The sequence below is a fragment of the Amycolatopsis sp. NPDC101161 genome (assembly GCF_044768185.1).
In the GTDB taxonomy this organism is placed as follows: Bacteria; Actinomycetota; Actinomycetes; order Mycobacteriales; family Pseudonocardiaceae; genus Amycolatopsis.
The window spans coordinates 1,493,480-1,509,964 of sequence record NZ_JBIWPI010000002.1 but is presented as its reverse complement, the minus strand read 5'-3'; the positions used below and the strand labels follow the sequence as shown (position 1 = coordinate 1,509,964).

The 16,485-nt window shown below is 70.9% G+C and carries 12 protein-coding genes; 6 read left to right on the top strand and 6 right to left on the bottom strand.

Features of this window, described 5'->3' with window-relative positions; all coding sequences use genetic code 11:
• Positions 1–17 precede the first annotated feature (17 nt).
• Together lysS and ACIRSS_RS18425 are read left to right on the top strand one after the other, a co-directional pair.
• Positions 18–1,529 (top strand): lysine--tRNA ligase, encoded by a 1,512-nt coding sequence (lysS, locus tag ACIRSS_RS18430; RefSeq protein ID WP_400896268.1) that lies wholly within the window; start codon positions 18–20, stop codon positions 1,527–1,529.
• Between the two features lie 134 nt (positions 1,530–1,663).
• Positions 1,664–2,014 carry an Lsr2 family protein gene (locus ACIRSS_RS18425; protein ID WP_086674451.1) on the top strand — a complete coding sequence of 117 codons (351 nt, stop codon included), beginning with the start codon at positions 1,664–1,666 and terminating at the stop codon, positions 2,012–2,014.
• Positions 2,015–2,120: 106 nt separating this feature from the next.
• On the opposite strand, the gene ACIRSS_RS18420 is transcribed toward ACIRSS_RS18425, so the two are convergent.
• The gene (locus ACIRSS_RS18420; protein ID WP_400896266.1) at positions 2,121–2,954 is read right to left on the bottom strand and encodes a DUF6597 domain-containing transcriptional factor; all 834 of its coding nucleotides are present in this window, start codon (positions 2,952–2,954) and stop codon (positions 2,121–2,123) included.
• A gap of 63 nt (positions 2,955–3,017) precedes the next feature.
• On the opposite strand from ACIRSS_RS18420, the gene ACIRSS_RS18415 reads away from it, so the two are divergent.
• The gene (locus tag ACIRSS_RS18415; RefSeq protein WP_400896264.1) at positions 3,018–3,587 is read left to right on the top strand and encodes a TIGR03086 family metal-binding protein; all 570 of its coding nucleotides are present in this window, start codon (positions 3,018–3,020) and stop codon (positions 3,585–3,587) included.
• Between the two features lies 1 nt (position 3,588).
• On the opposite strand, the gene ACIRSS_RS18410 is transcribed toward ACIRSS_RS18415, so the two are convergent.
• Positions 3,589–4,413, bottom strand: coding sequence for a (2Fe-2S)-binding protein (locus tag ACIRSS_RS18410; RefSeq protein WP_400896262.1), 825 nt, complete (start codon positions 4,411–4,413; stop codon positions 3,589–3,591).
• 369 nt (positions 4,414–4,782) lie between these two features.
• Here ACIRSS_RS18410 and ACIRSS_RS18405 point away from each other — a divergent pair, with 369 nt between their 5' ends.
• Both ACIRSS_RS18405 and ACIRSS_RS18400 read left to right on the top strand, forming a co-directional pair.
• Positions 4,783–7,341: an ATP-dependent Clp protease ATP-binding subunit gene (locus ACIRSS_RS18405; protein WP_400896260.1), complete on the top strand. Its 2,559-nt coding sequence runs from the start codon at positions 4,783–4,785 to the stop codon at positions 7,339–7,341.
• Positions 7,342–7,452: 111 nt separating this feature from the next.
• Complete coding sequence (locus ACIRSS_RS18400; RefSeq protein WP_400896258.1) at positions 7,453–9,162, top strand: Hsp70 family protein; 1,710 nt, start codon at positions 7,453–7,455, stop codon at positions 9,160–9,162.
• Between the two features lie 6 nt (positions 9,163–9,168).
• Here the strand turns inward: ACIRSS_RS18400 and pcp are convergent, their stop codons facing one another.
• Together pcp and ACIRSS_RS18390 are read right to left on the bottom strand one after the other, a co-directional pair.
• Positions 9,169–9,807, bottom strand: a complete 639-nt coding sequence (pcp, locus tag ACIRSS_RS18395) for a pyroglutamyl-peptidase I (protein ID WP_400896256.1) — start codon at positions 9,805–9,807, stop codon at positions 9,169–9,171.
• 64 nt (positions 9,808–9,871) lie between these two features.
• A complete protein-coding gene (locus tag ACIRSS_RS18390) occupies positions 9,872–11,305 on the bottom strand; it encodes a M1 family metallopeptidase (RefSeq protein ID WP_400896254.1) in 1,434 nt (477 codons plus the stop codon).
• A gap of 147 nt (positions 11,306–11,452) precedes the next feature.
• Between ACIRSS_RS18390 and ACIRSS_RS18385 the strand changes: the two genes are divergently transcribed.
• Positions 11,453–14,617 (top strand): BTAD domain-containing putative transcriptional regulator, encoded by a 3,165-nt coding sequence (locus ACIRSS_RS18385; RefSeq protein ID WP_400896252.1) that lies wholly within the window; start codon positions 11,453–11,455, stop codon positions 14,615–14,617.
• A 76-nt stretch (positions 14,618–14,693) separates the two neighbouring features.
• Here ACIRSS_RS18385 and ACIRSS_RS18380 read toward each other — a convergent pair whose 3' ends face one another.
• Both ACIRSS_RS18380 and ACIRSS_RS18375 read right to left on the bottom strand, forming a co-directional pair.
• Positions 14,694–15,500, bottom strand: a complete 807-nt coding sequence (locus ACIRSS_RS18380; RefSeq protein WP_400896250.1) for an ABC transporter permease — start codon at positions 15,498–15,500, stop codon at positions 14,694–14,696.
• Entirely contained in the window at positions 15,497–16,474 is a 978-nt protein-coding gene (locus tag ACIRSS_RS18375; protein WP_400896248.1) for an ATP-binding cassette domain-containing protein, read from the bottom strand. Before ACIRSS_RS18375 ends, ACIRSS_RS18380 begins: the two co-directional genes overlap by 4 nt.
• Positions 16,475–16,485: the final 11 nt, after the last annotated feature.

Below are 16,485 nucleotides of genomic sequence, written 5' to 3'. Positions count from 1 at the left end.
TTCGTACGCTATGGGCCATGACCGAAAAGCCTCCTCCCACCAGCGAGCCCGCCGAAGACGAACTGCCCGAGCAGATGCGGGTGCGCCGGGAGAAGCGCGACCGGATCCTCGCGGAGGGTACCGATCCGTACCCGGTCGAGGTCCCCCGGACGCACTCGCTCGCCGAGGTGCGGGCGGCGCACGACGGACTGCCCGTCGACACCGCCACCGGCGAGACCGTCGGCGTCACCGGCCGGGTGATGTTCCTGCGCAACACGGGCAAGCTGTGCTTCGCGAGCCTGCGCGAGGGCGACGGCACCGAGCTGCAGGCCATGATCAGCCTGGCGAAGGTCGGCGAGGACGCGCTGGCGGCGTGGAAGTCCGACGTCGACCTCGGCGACCACGTCTTCGTGCAGGGTGAGGTCATCACCTCCAAGCGCGGCGAGCTGTCCGTGATGGCCGATTCCTGGCGCATCACGTCGAAGGCGCTGCGCCCGCTGCCCAACGCCTTCAAGGACCTGGCCGAGGAGACGCGGATCCGCCAGCGCTACGTCGACCTCATCATGCGCCCGCGCGCGCGGGACGTCGTGCGCACGCGCGCCGGCGTGGTCCGGTCGCTGCGGGAGTCGTTCCACCGCCGCGGGTTCACCGAGGTCGAGACGCCGATGCTGCAGACGCTGCACGGCGGCGCCGCGGCCCGCCCGTTCGTCACGCACTCGAACGCGTTCGACATGGAGCTGTTCCTGCGGATCGCGCCGGAGCTCTACCTCAAGCGCTGCGTCGTCGGCGGCATCGAAAAGGTCTTCGAGATCAACCGCAACTTCCGGAACGAGGGCAGCGACTCTTCGCACTCGCCGGAGTTCGCGATGCTCGAGTACTACGAGGCGTACGCCACGTACGACACCAATGCGGTGATGACGCGGGAGCTGATCCAGGAGGCCGCGCAGGCGGTGCTGGACACCCAGGTCGTCACCCTGCCCGACGGTTCGGAGTACGACCTCTCCGGCGAATGGACCACACTCGGAATGTACGAGTCGTTGTCCGATTCCCTCGGCGAAGAGGTGACGCCGGAGACGCCCGCCGCCAAACTGCACGGATTCGCGCAGGCCAGGGGCCTGGAAGTGGATCCGAAGCTCGGGCACGGGAAGCTCGTCGAGGAACTGTGGGAACACCTCGTCGGAGATCACCTGCACGCACCGACGTTTGTCCGTGATTTTCCGCTGGAGACGTCGCCATTGACGAGGCAGCACCGCTCGCGGCCCGGCGTCGCCGAGAAGTGGGACCTCTACGTGCGCGGATTCGAACTCGCCACCGGATACTCCGAGCTCGTCGATCCGGTCGTCGAACGGGAACGGCTCACCGAACAGTCCCGGCTGGCCGCGCAGGGCGATAGCGAAGCCATGCGGCTCGACGAGGATTTCCTCCGCGCCCTGGAGTACGGAATGCCGCCCAGCGGCGGTGTCGGAATGGGGATCGACCGGCTCCTGATGGCGCTGACCGGTCTCGGTATCCGGGAGACGATCCTCTTCCCGCTCGTGCGGCCCGAATAACCCGGCAGTGTCGTTTACCGCAATGAGATTTGCGCTGTCCTCCAGAAGCGGGTACTAATGTTCTAGACAAAGTCTTCTGTCCGGGGCCCGCCCCGTAACCAGATCATTGCGCAAGTCCCCGCAGGAGGAATCGGATGGCACAGAAGGTGCTCGTCTCGCTGGTCGACGACCTGGACGGCAGCGAGGCGGAAGAGACCGTCGAGTTCGGTTTGGACGGCGTGAGCTACCAGATCGACCTCTCTTCGGAAAACGCCGAAGAGCTGCGGGACGCGCTCGCCCAGTACGTCGAGCACGCCCGTCGCGCGGGTGGCCGCAAGCGCGCTTCGGTGCGTCCGGTCGCGGGCAAGGGCCCGTCCCGTCCGGCCGCCGTGGACCGTGAGCAGAACCAGGCCATTCGGGCGTGGGCGCGCAAGAACGGTTACGCGGTTTCGGACCGGGGGCGGATCCCGTCCGAGGTCGTCGACGCCTACCACAAGAAGAACTGAGGACCCTTCCGCCGGACCGGGTGAGCGCAGGTCACCGGGCCGGCCGGAAACTCCTCGAAGCGGGGTTCAGCCGAAGCCGCCGGGCGAATTCGCCCGGCGGCTTTCTTCATGTCCGGTCGCTGTCCGGTGTCCGTTCGCTGTCCGCCCGCGCCGTGCGGGCGTACTCCGCGGGCGGCTGGCCCGTCACCGCCCGGAAATCGCGGATGAAGTGCGACTGGTCGCTATAGCCCAGCCGAACCGCCAGTCCGGCGTAATCGGGCTCACCTTCTGTGGTGATCCGTTGCGCGGCGTCGTTGAGGCGGTATATCCGGATCGCCCACTTGGGCGTGCAGCCGACGTGTTCGGCGAACAACCGCTGGACGGACCGGGTGGTTAGTCCAGTATCCGCGCACAGTTGCGCCACCCGGGTAATTCCGGGATCCCGTGCGATTGATTCCACGGCCTCGGCGGCCCGTCGCGCGGCCGGCGAGAGCTCGACGGGATTTGCGATCAGCAAGTTGTCGACCGCGTGGACCATTTGCGTGTCGTCGGCCGCGTTCTGCACCGATTCCGCGGCTTCGATCGCCTTCCGTCCGAAAACGTCCGCGAGCGGGACAGCGCGGTCGGTGATGTCACTCACCGGGCGGCCGAGGAACGCGCGGAAGCACCCGGGCCGGAAACGCACACCCAAGCCCTGGACGCGGCCTTCGAGGCGGTGGGAAAAGACGTCGTGCGCCGGGCCGTGGACGCCGGACGCGCCGGGGAAGAACGTGACGTGCACCGCGAGGTTCGGCAGGACGCGCTGGTCGTAGGCCGGTTTGCCGCGCAGGTCCCAGTGCAGCACCCAGTGGTAGTCGACGAATTCCGCCAGCTCGGGCGCGGGTGCGTACCGGGTCAGCGTGAACATCGTGCGCGCGGTGGCTTCGGCCACGATGCCGCGCGGGATCCGGTGCTCGCCCACGGGCCAACGGTAGCTGTCGCGTTCCTTCAAGACGGCCCCGCGGCGCCCCGATTGGATCGGGTCATGAACGCCTCGCTCGTCCGGCCCGCCGCGGCCGGGTTCCTCCGGGTCGCCCACGCGGTGACCGACCTGTCCGCCCCGACGCCGTGCGCGGGCTACGACGTCCGCGGGCTGCTCAACCACCTCTTGTACTGGGGGCCGTGGCTCCTCGCCGCGGGCCGCCGCGAGGAGCCGCCGGTGCCGGCCGCTGCCGAGGCATCGGCGGGCCTGGTGACGGCGGACTGGCGGGCGGCGCTGGAGAAGCAGACGGAGACGCTGGTGGACGTGTTCGGAGCGCCGGCGGCCTGGGAGGGCATGACGGCGCTGGGAACGGCCGAGCTGCCGGCGGCGGTGGTCGGCGACATGGTGCTGGGCGAGTTCGTCCTGCACGGCTGGGACTTGGCCCGCGCGAGCGGCCAGGAGCCGCAGTGGGCGCCCGAAGCGGCGACGGCGGTGTACGAGTCCGCGGTGGCCATGGGCGACCAGGCGCGGGCGATGGGGGTGTACGGGGAGGCTGTGGCGGTGCCGGAGGGGGCTTCACCGCTGGAGCGGGCCCTGGGCGCCTCGGGACGCGATCCGGCCTGGACGCCCTGACTCAGCGGGCGCAGGTGCGCGGGCAGCCGTCGCACTCGGACTCGGCCGGGAGCAAGTACGAAAAGCAGCAGCTCTCGCGGCGCCGGGTCCACTCGCGGTGGCCGTCCGGGCCCTCCGTCATGCGCAACGTCGAGGCCGAGGTCAACGGCGGGTACCGCGCGTCCAGGACCAGCGCCGCGTCGGCGACGCCCGCGCCCTCCGCCTCCGGGGTTCCGCCCTGGCGGCCCGCCCACCACAGCGAGTTCTCCAGCGCGTCCGTCGCCGCCGCCCAGAGCGTGCGGCGGCCCAGCTCGCTCACCGGGGCGTACGCCCGGACGAACGATGCCGCGTGGGCCAGGTAGCGGGCGCGCAGGACCGCCGCCAGCGCGCGCTCGTCGCGGACCACCGTCGCCTCCGGGCGGGCCGAGCCCGGGTCCGTCGGGAGGCAGTGGAACGCGTCACCCAGCACCGCCATGCCGTCCGGGTGGGGGCGGTCGTCCGCCAGTCGGAACGCCAGCTCCGCCGGCTTCAGCGACGGCACCCGCCGCTCGTGGTGCAGCAGCAGCGCGCCGACGTACGCCGGGACGTGCAGGTACCAGGTCATCACCCAGCTCGCCGTCGTGCGGGCCGGGGTCGCGTCGTGCTCGCGCAGCAGCCAGTCGCCGAGGAGCGCGCGCCACTCGCCGAAGTACGCCGGCGTCTCCAGCAGCTCCGAACAGCGGATCCAGCCGGCCGGGACGTCGCGGCGCAGCTCGGTGCGTTCCTGCAGGCCGGAGACCCGCAGGAGCGACGACGCGAGGCCGTCGCCGACCTCGCGCGCGTCACGGAAGGACCGCTGCTGGCTCAATCGCGGCCCCCTCGGCAGCCGGAACGGATTAGGCGTGCCTAACCTTACAGGCTCGCCGGTGCTGCGCCAATCGGGTGGCGATCGAAACCGGTACTCCCAGCTTGCGGACTGTTCGCGGTGAGCGGACACCGCGCGAACGGCGGAATCCGGGTGGGGACTCGCACGTTGGGGTTGACGTAAAGGTGCAGGGCAACCTGAAGATGGAAGCATCCGGAAGACCCCACGTCCGGGTGCGGAAAAGGCCACGAAGAGCCCCAGTGGTACGCCAGCGCGACGAGTTGGCTACTAGAGTGGTCTCACGGTGCTGAATCCATCGCGGTGAAAGCACGATGGAAACGGGCCGCCGGCGCAGCAGTCGAGGGAGTGCACATGTTTGAGAGGTTCACCGACCGCGCGAGGCGGGTGGTCGTCCTGGCTCAAGAAGAGGCCAGGATGCTCAACCACAACTACATCGGCACCGAGCACATCCTCCTGGGTCTGATCCACGAGGGTGAGGGTGTCGCCGCCAAGGCGCTGGAGTCGCTGGGCATCGCCCTGGAGGGCGTGCGCCAGCAGGTCGAAGAGATCATCGGCCAGGGCCAGCAGGCGCCGAGCGGGCACATCCCGTTCACGCCGCGGGCGAAGAAGGTGCTGGAGCTGTCGCTGCGCGAAGCGCTGCAGCTCGGCCACAACTACATCGGCACCGAGCACATCCTGCTGGGCCTGATCCGCGAGGGCGAAGGCGTCGCCGCGCAGGTCCTGGTCAAGCTCGGTGCGGACCTGAACCGCGTCCGCCAGCAGGTGCTCCAGCTGCTGTCCGGTTACCAGGGCAAGGAGTCCACCGAGACCGGTTCCGGCGGCCGCGGTGAAGGCACCCCGTCGTCGTCGCTGGTCCTGGACCAGTTCGGCCGCAACATGACCGTGCTGGCCCGCGAGGGCAAGCTCGACCCGGTCATCGGGCGCGGCAAGGAGATCGAGCGGGTCATGCAGGTGCTGTCCCGCCGGACCAAGAACAACCCGGTGCTCATCGGCGAGCCCGGCGTCGGCAAGACCGCCGTCGTCGAGGGCCTCGCGCAGAGCATCGTCAAGGGCGAGGTGCCCGAGACGCTCAAGGACAAGCAGCTCTACACGCTGGACCTGGGCTCCCTGGTCGCCGGCTCCCGCTACCGCGGTGACTTCGAAGAGCGCCTGAAGAAGGTGCTCAAGGAGATCAAGACCCGCGGCGACATCATCCTGTTCATCGACGAGCTGCACACGCTGGTCGGGGCGGGTGCCGCCGAGGGCGCGATCGACGCGGCTTCGATCCTGAAGCCGATGCTCGCCCGCGGTGAGCTGCAGACGATCGGCGCGACCACGCTCGAGGAGTACCGCAAGTACATCGAGAAGGACGCGGCCCTCGAGCGCCGGTTCCAGCCGATCCAGGTCGGCGAGCCGTCGCTGGAGCACACGATCGAGATCCTCAAGGGCCTGCGCGACCGGTACGAGGCGCACCACCGCGTCTCGATCACCGACTCGGCGCTGGTCGCCGCCGCGACCCTGGCGGACCGGTACATCAACGACCGGTTCCTCCCGGACAAGGCGATCGACCTGATCGACGAGGCCGGCGCCCGGATGCGCATCCGCCGGATGACCGCGCCGCCGGACCTGCGCGAGTTCGACGAGAAGATCGCGAACGTCCGCCGCGACAAGGAGTCCGCGATCGACGCGCAGGACTTCGAGCGGGCCGCCCGCCTGCGTGACGAGGAGAAGACCCTCCTCGGCCAGAAGGGCGAGCGGGAGAAGCAGTGGAAGGACGGCGACCTCGACGTCGTCGCCGAGGTCGACGACGAGCAGATCGCGGAGGTGCTGGCCAACTGGACCGGCATCCCGGTGTTCAAGCTGACCGAGGAGGAGACCACCCGGCTGCTGCGCATGGAGGACGAGCTCCACAAGCGCATCATCGGCCAGGAGGACGCGGTCAAGGCCGTCTCGCAGGCGATCCGCCGTACGCGTGCCGGTCTTAAGGACCCGAAGCGCCCGTCGGGCTCGTTCATCTTCGCCGGCCCGTCCGGTGTCGGTAAGACCGAGCTGTCGAAGGCGCTGGCCTCGTTCCTGTTCGGCGAGGACGACGCGCTCATCCAGATCGACATGGGCGAGTTCCACGACCGCTACACCGCTTCGCGGCTCTTCGGTGCCCCTCCGGGCTACGTCGGCTACGAAGAGGGCGGCCAGCTGACCGAGAAGGTGCGGCGCAAGCCGTTCTCGGTGGTGCTGTTCGACGAGATCGAGAAGGCGCACCAGGAGATCTACAACACGCTCCTGCAGGTGCTGGAGGACGGCCGCCTGACCGACGGTCAGGGTCGCACGGTCGACTTCAAGAACACGGTCCTCATCTTCACGTCCAACCTGGGCACGTCGGACATCTCGAAGTCCGTCTCGCTCGGGTTCGCCGGGTCCAACGACACCGGCACCCGGTACGAGAAGATGAAGCAGAAGGTCAACGAGGAAATGAAGAAGCATTTCCGCCCGGAGTTCCTGAACCGGATCGATGACATCATCGTGTTCCACCAGCTGACGCAGGAACAGATCATCATGATGGTCGACCTGATGATCGGCCGCGTCGAGACGCAGCTGCGCGCGAAGGACATGGAGCTGGAGCTGACGGCCAAGGCGAAGGCGCTGCTGGCCAAGCGCGGCTTCGACCCGGTGCTGGGTGCGCGGCCGCTGCGCCGCACGATCCAGCGCGAGATCGAGGACCAGCTGTCGGAGAAGATCCTCTTCGGCGAGGTCGAGCCCGGCCAGATCATCCTGGTCGACGTCGAGGGCTGGAGCGGCAACCCCGAGGACAAGGACGACCAGGCCCGGTTCACCTTCCGCGGTGAGCGCAAGCCGTCGTCGGTCCCGGACGCCCCGCCGGTCAGCATCGGCGCGGGCCACGAAGAGCAGGGCGGCGAAGCCGAGAGCGAGTGATCGGCTGAGCGGTACGTCAGGAGGGCGGTTCCCCGGAAGGGGAGCCGCCCTTCGGCTTTCCCGCTCCGGGCGCATGAGACGATGCCCGCGGGGCTTGGGAGGGGAACCGCTGTGGACGTGCTGTCGATCGACTTCGGGACTTCCAGCACCGTCGGGGTCCTCTCCGCCTTCGGGCGCGGGCCGCGGGCCATCGAAGTCGACGGGTCCGTCACGATGTCCTCCGCCGTCTTCGTCAACGATGACGGCCTCCTGGTCGTCGGGCAGGATGCCGAACGGCGGGCGCGGCTCGATCCCAGCCGCTTCGAGCCCAACCCCAAGCGCCGCATCGATGAAGGCACCCTGGACCTCGGCGGCACCACCGTCGAAATCACCGATGCCTTCGCCGCCGTCCTGCGGCGGATGGGCGAGGAAGCCGTGCGGCAGCTCGGCCACCCGCCGGCCGAGACGCGGATCTCGCACCCCGCCGGCTGGGGTGCCACCCGGCAGGACGTCGTCCGGACCGCCGCCGCCAAGGCCGGGCTCGGCGATGTGCGGCTGATCCCCGAACCCGTGGCCGCCGCCGCGCACTACGCCAGCATCGGTCACCGGTACTCCGGGCCCATCGGCGTCTACGACCTCGGTGCCGGCACCTTCGACTGCGCCGTCGTCGGGGCGACGCAGCAGGGCTTCGCCGTGCTCGCCGAGGACGGCCTGCCCGATCTCGGCAGCCTCGACATCGACCAGGCGCTGCTCGTCCACATCGGACGGTCGGTCTCGCACGCCGATCCCGCGCAGTGGCAACGGCTTCTGCGCCCGCAGTCCACCGCCGACCGCCGCACCCGGCGCGCGCTGCTGCAGGACGTCCGGGACGCCAAGGAAAGCCTTTCGCGCCACACCCAGACCCATGTGCCGATGCCCGAGCCGTTCGGGGACGTCCTGGTCAGCCGGGACGAGCTCGAAGCGCTCGTGCGGCCCAGCCTGCTCCGCAGCGCCGAACTGCTCGGCGCGACGATCCGCCGGGCCGGGCTGAGCCCCGCGCAGCTCGCCGGCGTCTACCTCGTCGGCGGCCCGAGCCGGATGCCGCTGCTGGCCACGCTGCTCGCGCGCCAGCTCGGTGTCACGCCGACCACGCAGGACCAGCCCGAGACGGCCGTCGCGTTCGGGCTGCACCACGTGCCGCTGGGCAACTCCGACCTCACCGTGCCCGCGTTCGCGCCGGTCCGCCCGCCCGTGGCGCCGCCGCGGCCCCAGCCGTGGCAGCAGCAACCCGCCCGGCCCGCGCCACCGCCGTCGGACCCGGCACCGCCGCCTCGCCGGCGGCGCAAACCGTGGTTCCTCGCGCTCGTCGTGCTGGTGGTCGCGGCGGTCGTCGCCACCGTCGTCGTGTTCGTCATCCGCGCCGGATCCGCGCAGGCCGCGCCGGACTGCACGTCGACGGCGCACCGCGACCGGACCGGGTTCACCCCGTGCCTGCGCTCACTGGCCGGCTCGGTCCCGGAGCGGGGCACCTGCCGGGAAAACGACCACATGGCCCAGCTGCTGCGTCTCCAGGCCACGGTCATGTGCGAGTTCGCGGGCGGCATCGTCGGCTACTACCAGGGCGTGACCCTCGAAGAGTTCGCGGTGAACGTGAACCTGCCGTCTCCCGACAGCGCCGTCGGCCGCGGCGCCTGGGACGGCGGCGGGCTGCACGGCCAGTACATCGCCAGTGCCGGCAAGAAATTGTCGATGTTGGCCTTCGGCGTGGACGGACAGCGGGCGGTCGCGTCCTACGTGCCGGACCACCCCAGCCACCTCGACGAGCTGATCGCCGGCTTCACCCGTGAGGTCAAGCCGGCCTGACGGTCGTCAGTGTTCCGCGCCCGCGCTGACCGCGATGTCCTCGACCGTGGCCGATGCCGTGTCCGCCAACGCTTCCAGCGCGTCCGCGATCCGGTCGACGCCCAGCGAAGGCGCGGCCTTCCCCGACGCCGCGACCTGTTCCGGGCTGAACGGGACGTGCACGAACCCGCCGCGCACCCCCGGGAACTCCGCCAGCAGGTGCATCAGCCCGTAGAAAACCTGGTTGCACACGTAAGTCCCGGCCGTGTGGGACACCGACGCCGGCACGCCCGCTGCGCGGATCGCCGCCACGCACGCCTTCACCGGCAGCGTCGTGAAGTACGCCGCCGGGCCGTCCGGGACCACCGGGACGTCCACCGGCTGCTCACCCGCGTTGTCCGGGATGCGGGCGTCGACCAGGTTGATCGCGACGCGCTCCGGGGTCACCTCGAGGCGGCCGCCCGCCTGCCCGACGCACACCACCAGCGACGGCCGGTGCTCGAGGAAAGCCGCGCGCAACGCGGGCAGCGACGCGGCGAACTCGCACGGCAGCTCCACCGCCGCGATGTCGTCCCGGCGCGCGCCGAGCAGCGAAACCGCCTGCCAGGACGGGTTCACCGGCTCGCCGCCGAACGGCGCGAACCCCGTCATCAGCACCCTGGCCATGCCCACCTCCGAAACGCCGTGAAGGCCACCCTACGACCGCGGGGTGGCCTTCACGGACATCGGATCAAGCGGCGGGCTTCAGCCCACCGGGAAAGAGGTACTGGTCGGCCGGCTTGCCGGTGCCGTACACCCACGCGTCGAAGAACCCCTGCAGGTTCTTGTGCGCGACGAGCTCGGTGTACCGCTGGAACTCCTGCATGCTCGCGTTCCCGTCGCGGTGCAGCGACGGCCAGGTCTTCAGGACCCGGGAGAACGCCTGCTCACCGACGTAGTTGCGCAGCGCGTGCAGCATCATCGGGCCCTTGGAGTACACGTACGTGAACTCCTTGCCGGCGCCCATGTCGTACAGCTTGCCGTTCCAGAACGTCGTCGACGCCTTCTTGACGTCGTCCGCGTACTGCTTGTTCAGGTCGACGCCTTCCTTGCCCTCGTCCCAGAGCCACGTGGCGTAGGACGCGAAGCACTCGTTCAGGCAGACGTCTCGCCAGTGCGCCACGGCCACCGAGTCGCCGTACCACTGGTGGGCGTTCTCGTGGACGATCGTCGGGACCGTGCCGGCCCAGCCCGCGGAGTAGATCGGCCGGCTCATCGTCTCCAGCGAGAAACCGATCTGCTCGTTGAGGAAGATGCCGCCCGCCGCGTCGATCGGGTACTTGCCGAACTTCGACTCGAGGAAGTCGAGGATCTCCGGCAGCCGCGCTTCGGCCTGCTTCGTCGAGTCGGGGACGCCGGGGGCGAACGCGCTGACGACCGGCGTCCCGTCCTTGCGCTTCTGCCGGTCGAAGGTCCACTTGTCGATCGCGACCGTCGTCATGTACGGCACGATCGGCGTTTCCTCGGCCCAGACGTGCGTGGTGCCGCCCGGCGCCTTGACCGACGGCTTCTCGCGGCCGTTGGCGATCACGCCCCACTCGTCGGGCACCGTGATCGCGAGGTGGAACGTGGCCTTGTCGAGCGGGGTGTCGTTGACCGGGTACCAGGTCGTCGCCGACTTCGGCTCGCCGGCGACGAACGCGCCGCCCGCCTGGGCGTACTGCCAGCCGTTGTTGCCGAGCGCCGGGTCGCTGATCGGCGCCGGCACGCCGTGGTAGCCGATCTTGACCCGGAAGTCCTGGCCCCGCCGCAGGCTGCGCGCCGGCGTGATGACGAGCTCGTGGTCGCCGGTCCGCGTGAACCGCGCGGTCCGGCCGTCGACCTTCACCGAGTCGACGGTCAGGCCGCGCAGGTCCAGGTTGAACGAGCTGAGCGACTGGGTCGCGCGCGCGGTGATGTCCTGGTCGCCGGTGAGCTGGTGCGACGCGGGGTCGTAGCCGACCTTGAGGTTGTAGTCGGCGACGTCGTAGCCGCCGTTGCCGTCCTGCGGGTAGTAGCTGTCCCCGGCGCCGTCGCTGCCGGGCTGCGCCGGACCCCAGCCGTCGCCCGCCGCGGCGACACCGGTGCCCAGGCACAGGCTGGCGACCACGGCGGCCGCGACCACGGCCGGTTTCTTTCCCCTCATGAACGCTCCTGTCCCTATCGGATGGACCTCGCCCGCAACGTATCGCCACGATTGCATGGTTCGAAGGGGTAAGTCGCTTTTGTCCGGATAATCAGCACTTCCGTCGGCCCGCCCCGCTGCCCGGCCTTCGTCTGGAAAGCTGGACGCATGCGCGTTGCGCTGCTGGGGCCGCTGAGAGCGGTGAACGACGACGGCACGCCGATCGACATCGGCGGCGCCCGCCTCCGCATGCTCCTGGCCCGGCTCGCGCTGGACGCCGGGCGCGCCGTCCCGGCCGACGCGCTCGTCGATGGCCTCTGGGGTGGCGAACCGCCCGCCGACGCCGCCAACGCCCTGCAGTCGCTGGTCTCGCGGCTGCGCAAAGCCTTGCCGGTGGCGGTCGAGTCCGGCCCGGGCGGCTACCGGCTCGCCGTGGCCCGCGAAGACGTCGACGCCGAGCGCTTCGAACGGCTCGCCGCCGACGGCCGCCGCGAGCTGGCCGCGGGCCGGAACGCCCACGCGGCCGAGCTGCTCGCCGAGGCCCTCGCGCTGTGGCAGGGCGGCGCGCTCGCCGACGTCCTCGACGCGCCGTTCGCGCCGGCCCCCGCCCGCCGGCTCACCGAGCTGCGGGCCGAGGCGGCCGAAGACCGCTTCGACGCCTTGATCCGGCTGGGCGAGCACGCCGGCGTCCTCGCCGACCTCGCCGCCGCGGCCGACGCCGATCCGCTGCGCGAACGGCTGGCCGGGCTGCGGATCCGCGCGCTCTGCGCCGCCGGGCGGCAGTCGGAGGCGCTGGGCGTCTACTCCGGCATCCGCCGCACGCTGGCCGACCAGCTCGGCGTCGACCCGTCGGCCGAGCTGCAGGAGATCCACCTGGCCGCGCTGCGCGGCGAGTTCGCGCCGCCGTCGCCGGTGACCGACCGGCTGCCGACGCGGCTCACCACGTTCATCGGCCGCGACGACGAGCTCAAGCTGCTGGCCGAGCTGCTCGGCAGCGCCCGGCTGGTCACCCTGACCGGGCCCGGCGGCGCCGGCAAGACGCGGCTGTCCACCGAAGCGGCGTCGCGGCACCCGGCGCACCAGCAGGGCCGGGTCTGGTTCGCCGCGCTGGCCGGCGTGCGCGACCCCGACGACCTCGGCGGCGCGCTGCTCGGCGCGCTGGAGATCCGGGACATCCGCAGCGCCGACACCGAGATCCGCCGGCCGCTGGAGCCGGTCGAGCAGGCCCTCGAGGTGCTCGGCGGCGCGGAAGCGCTGCTGGTGCTGGACAACTGCGAGCACGTCGTCGACGCCGCCGCCCGGCTGGCCGACGAGCTGCTGCAGCGGGCGCCGCGGCTGCGCATCCTGGCCACCAGCCGCGAGCCCCTCGCGATCACCGGGGAGGCCCTCTGCCCGCTCGGCCCGCTGCCGGTGCCCGCGGAGCGCGCCGCGCCCGCGGAGGCCGCCGAGCTCGACTCGACGCGGCTGTTCCTCGACCGCGCGGCCGCCGTCCGGCCCGACTTCGTGCTCGACGAGTCCACTGTGGACCACGTCGGCGAGATCTGCCGCCGGCTCGACGGGATGCCGCTCGCGCTGGAGCTGGCCGCGGCGCGGCTGCGGTCGATGACGGTGGCGCAGATCGCCGGGCGCCTCGGCGACCGGTTCCGGCTGCTCACCTCGGGCAGCCGCACGGCGCTGCCGCGGCAGCGGACGCTGCGCGCGGTCGTGGAGTGGAGCTGGGACCTGCTGACCGAGGCCGAGCTGGTGCTGGCCCGGCGGCTCGCGGTGTTCGCCGGCGGTGCCGAGCTGGAGCCGATCGAGGCCGTCTGCGCGGACGAGCGGCTGCCGGCTGCCGACGTCCCGTACGTCCTCGGCAGCCTGGTCGAGAAGTCCATTGTGGACACCGTGGACGGCGGCCGCGGCGAGCCGCGGTACCGGATGCTGGAAACGCTGCGTGCGTACGCCACCGAGCGGCTGATCGAGTCGGGCGAGCAGGACCGGATGCGCCGCGCGATGGCGGCCCACTACGCCGAGCTCGGGGCCCGGTGGGAGCCGGTATTGCGCACGGGCGACCAGCTGCCCGTGCTCAAGCGGTACGAAGCCGAAAGCGCCAACATGATCGACGCCCTGCGCGGCGCGATCGAGCTGTCCGATGTGGACGGCGCGGTCGCCCTGCTGGACGGGGTCTTCTGGTACTTCACCATTCTCGGCCAGGGCGGCCGGGTCGGCGGCCTGGTCCGCGAGACGCTCGCGTTCGGCGACCGGCTGCCGCCCGCGGCCGCGGCCGCCTACCGGGCGATCCTCTACCTGATGGACGTCATCCCGATGAGTTCGGACCGCGGCGAGATCCTGAAGCTGGTCGACGAATGCGTGCGTACCGGCGCGATGGACCGCTACGCCGGGCTTTCGGTGGCCTTGCCGATGCTGGCCTTCCTCGGAGGCGACCGCGAAGTCGCCGCGCGCGAGGTGCGCCGCGCCGAGCAGAGCGCGGATCCGTGGACCCGCGCGGGTGGCTTCTGGGTGGAGAGTTTTCTGCTCGAGGACGCTGGGGACGTCGAGGGCGCCGACCGGGCGCGCGACCGGGCGCACAGCGGGTTCACCGAGGTCGGCGACCGCTGGGGCATTGCGATGACGCTGAGTTTCAAGGCCTACGCGCTTTCGCAGGACGGCCACAGCGCGAAGGCCATCGAGATCTACGAGGAGGGCCTGGCGCTCTCGTTGGAGCTGCAATCGGGCGAAGACGCCGTGCAGCACTGGTGGCGGCTGGTGGTGGAACGAGCGCGCAGCGGCGACTTCGATGGCGCCTGGCGCGACCAGGAAGCCGCCGAACGCTACGGCGCGGACATCACGAACCCGCAGCATCGGGCGATCCTGATGTTCGGCCGGATCGAGTTGCTGCTGCGCACCGGCCGGCTAGCCGAGGCGCGGGCGCTGCTCGATCGCGTGGCTTCGAAGGCCGACGACGACGAGTGGTTCGCCGGGGGCATCGGCGACGAGTGGATCAGCGCGTTCGAGGCGCGCCTGCTGCTGGCTGTGAACCGCCCCGGCGAGGCAGAAGCCCACGTGGCGAAGGCGATCCGGGCGACGAACGACCGCGGCGACATGCCGGACCTGGCCGGCGTGGTGGAGCTGCTGGCGCTGATCCGTGCCGCGCAGGGCCGGTTCGAAACGGCAACCAGGGTGCTCGCCGCGTCCGCCGTCATCCGCGGGCGGATCGACCTCGGCAGCCCGGAGGTCCGGGCCCTCATCGACGACCTGCGCGCGGCCCTGCCGGACTACGACTCGCGCTACGAAGAGCTCCGCGCTGTGTCCAAACAGGACACCATCGCCTGGCTCCTGACCGAAATCGGCTGAAGGGGACGCTCGCCCCCGGCGAACGTCCCCTTCAGCTCCCCCTGGCGCGGTTCACCCCCGTGTCGCGCGCCCTTTTTCAGACCCGCCGGCGGTACGCCCAAGTGGCCAGCGGGAAGAACACGATCACCGCGCCGGCCATCCAGGCCAGCGCCCCGGCCAGCGGGCCGGCGACCGCGCCGCCGTTCATCAGGCCGCGCAGCGCGTTCGCCATCAGGCTGACCGGGCTGATGTCGGCCCACGCCCGCAGCCAGCCCGGCATCGTCGACGTCTGGACGAAGACGTTGCTGCCGAACGTGAGCGGCATGATGAAGACGAACATCAGCGCCTGCGCCGAGCCCGGCGACTTCATCACCATGCCGACGAACACCGAGCTCCAGCAGAAGCAGAGCCCGAACGCCAGCGCGAGCAGGATCGCCACGGCGAACTCGCCGGGGCTGGTCGCGATCCGGTAGCCCATGAGCGTCGCGACGATCATCAGCACCGTCAGGCAGACCAGGTAGCGCACGACGTCGGCCAGCACCGCGCCGATCAGCGGTGCCGACCGGGCGATCGGCATGCTGCGGAACCGGTCGAAGACGCCCTTGGTGACGTCGGTGTTGAGGTTGGTCCCCACGGTGAGGCACGCCTGCAGGATGTTCATCACGATGATGCCGGGCACGACCATCTGCAGGTAGGCGTCGGTCGAACCGGACAGCGCGCCGCCGAAGAGGTACACGAAGATCACCAGGAAGATGATCGGCATCAGGGTGACGTCGGCGAGCTGCTCGGGGTTCTTGCGGATCTTCAGGATGCCGCGCCACGCGAGGGAAAGCGCGTGGCCGAAGCCCTTGGCGGGACTGATGTGCCGCGGCGGGGCCGGGCGGTCGAGCGCCAGCGTCGTCATGCCAGGCTCCCTTCGAAGGTCTTGTCCGCAATGGACTCTTCGGCGGTGTGCCCGGTGAGGGCGAGGAACACCTCGTCGAGGCTGGGCAGCCGCAGCGCCAGCTCGTCGGCGGTGATGCCGGCCTCGTCCAGCTTGCGGACCAAAGTGGACAGCAGGACGGGGTCGTTCACCGGCGCGGTGAGCAGGCCCGTCGCGTCGTCGCGGGTCGGCCGGACGCCGGACAGGTCGCCCAGGATCCGGTTGACGGCGTCCATGTCGGACAGCTGGGTCGGCCGGACCTGCAGCGTCTGGCCGCCGACGCGGCGCTTGAGCTCGTCGGCGCGGCCGTCGGCGACGACGCGGCCGTGGTCGAACACGGTGATCTTGTCGGCCAGCTGGTCGGCCTCTTCCAGGTACTGCGTGGTCAGCAGCACCGTGGCGCCCTCGGCGACGAGGCCGCGGACGACGTCCCAGACCTCGTTGCGGGCGTGCGGGTCGAGGCCGGTCGTCGGCTCGTCGAGGTAGAGCACCTCGGGCCGGCCGACGAGGCTGGCGGCCAAGTCGATCCGCCGTCGCATGCCGCCGGAGTAGGTCCGGATCGGCCGCTTGGCCGCCTTGGTGAGCTCGAACCGCTCGAGCAGCTCGGTGGCGCGGGCTTTGGACTGGGCGCGGGAGTGGCCGTACAGCCGTCCGATGAGGACGAGGTTCTCGATGCCGTTGAGGTCCTCGTCGACCGACGCGTACTGCCCGGTGAGCCCGATCAGGCTGCGGACCCGCACCGGGTCGGTGACCACGTCGAAGCCGCCGACGGTGGCTCTGCCGGCGTCCGGTTTCATCAGGGTGGCCAGGATCCGGACGGCGGTCGTCTTGCCGGCGCCGTTCGGGCCGAGTACCCCGACGACCTGCCCGAACGGGACCTCGAGGTCCACCCCGTCCAGCGCCTTGGTGTCCCCGAAGTGTTTGACCAGGCCCTCGGCCTGGATCGCGTGCGACATGGGCGTCCTCC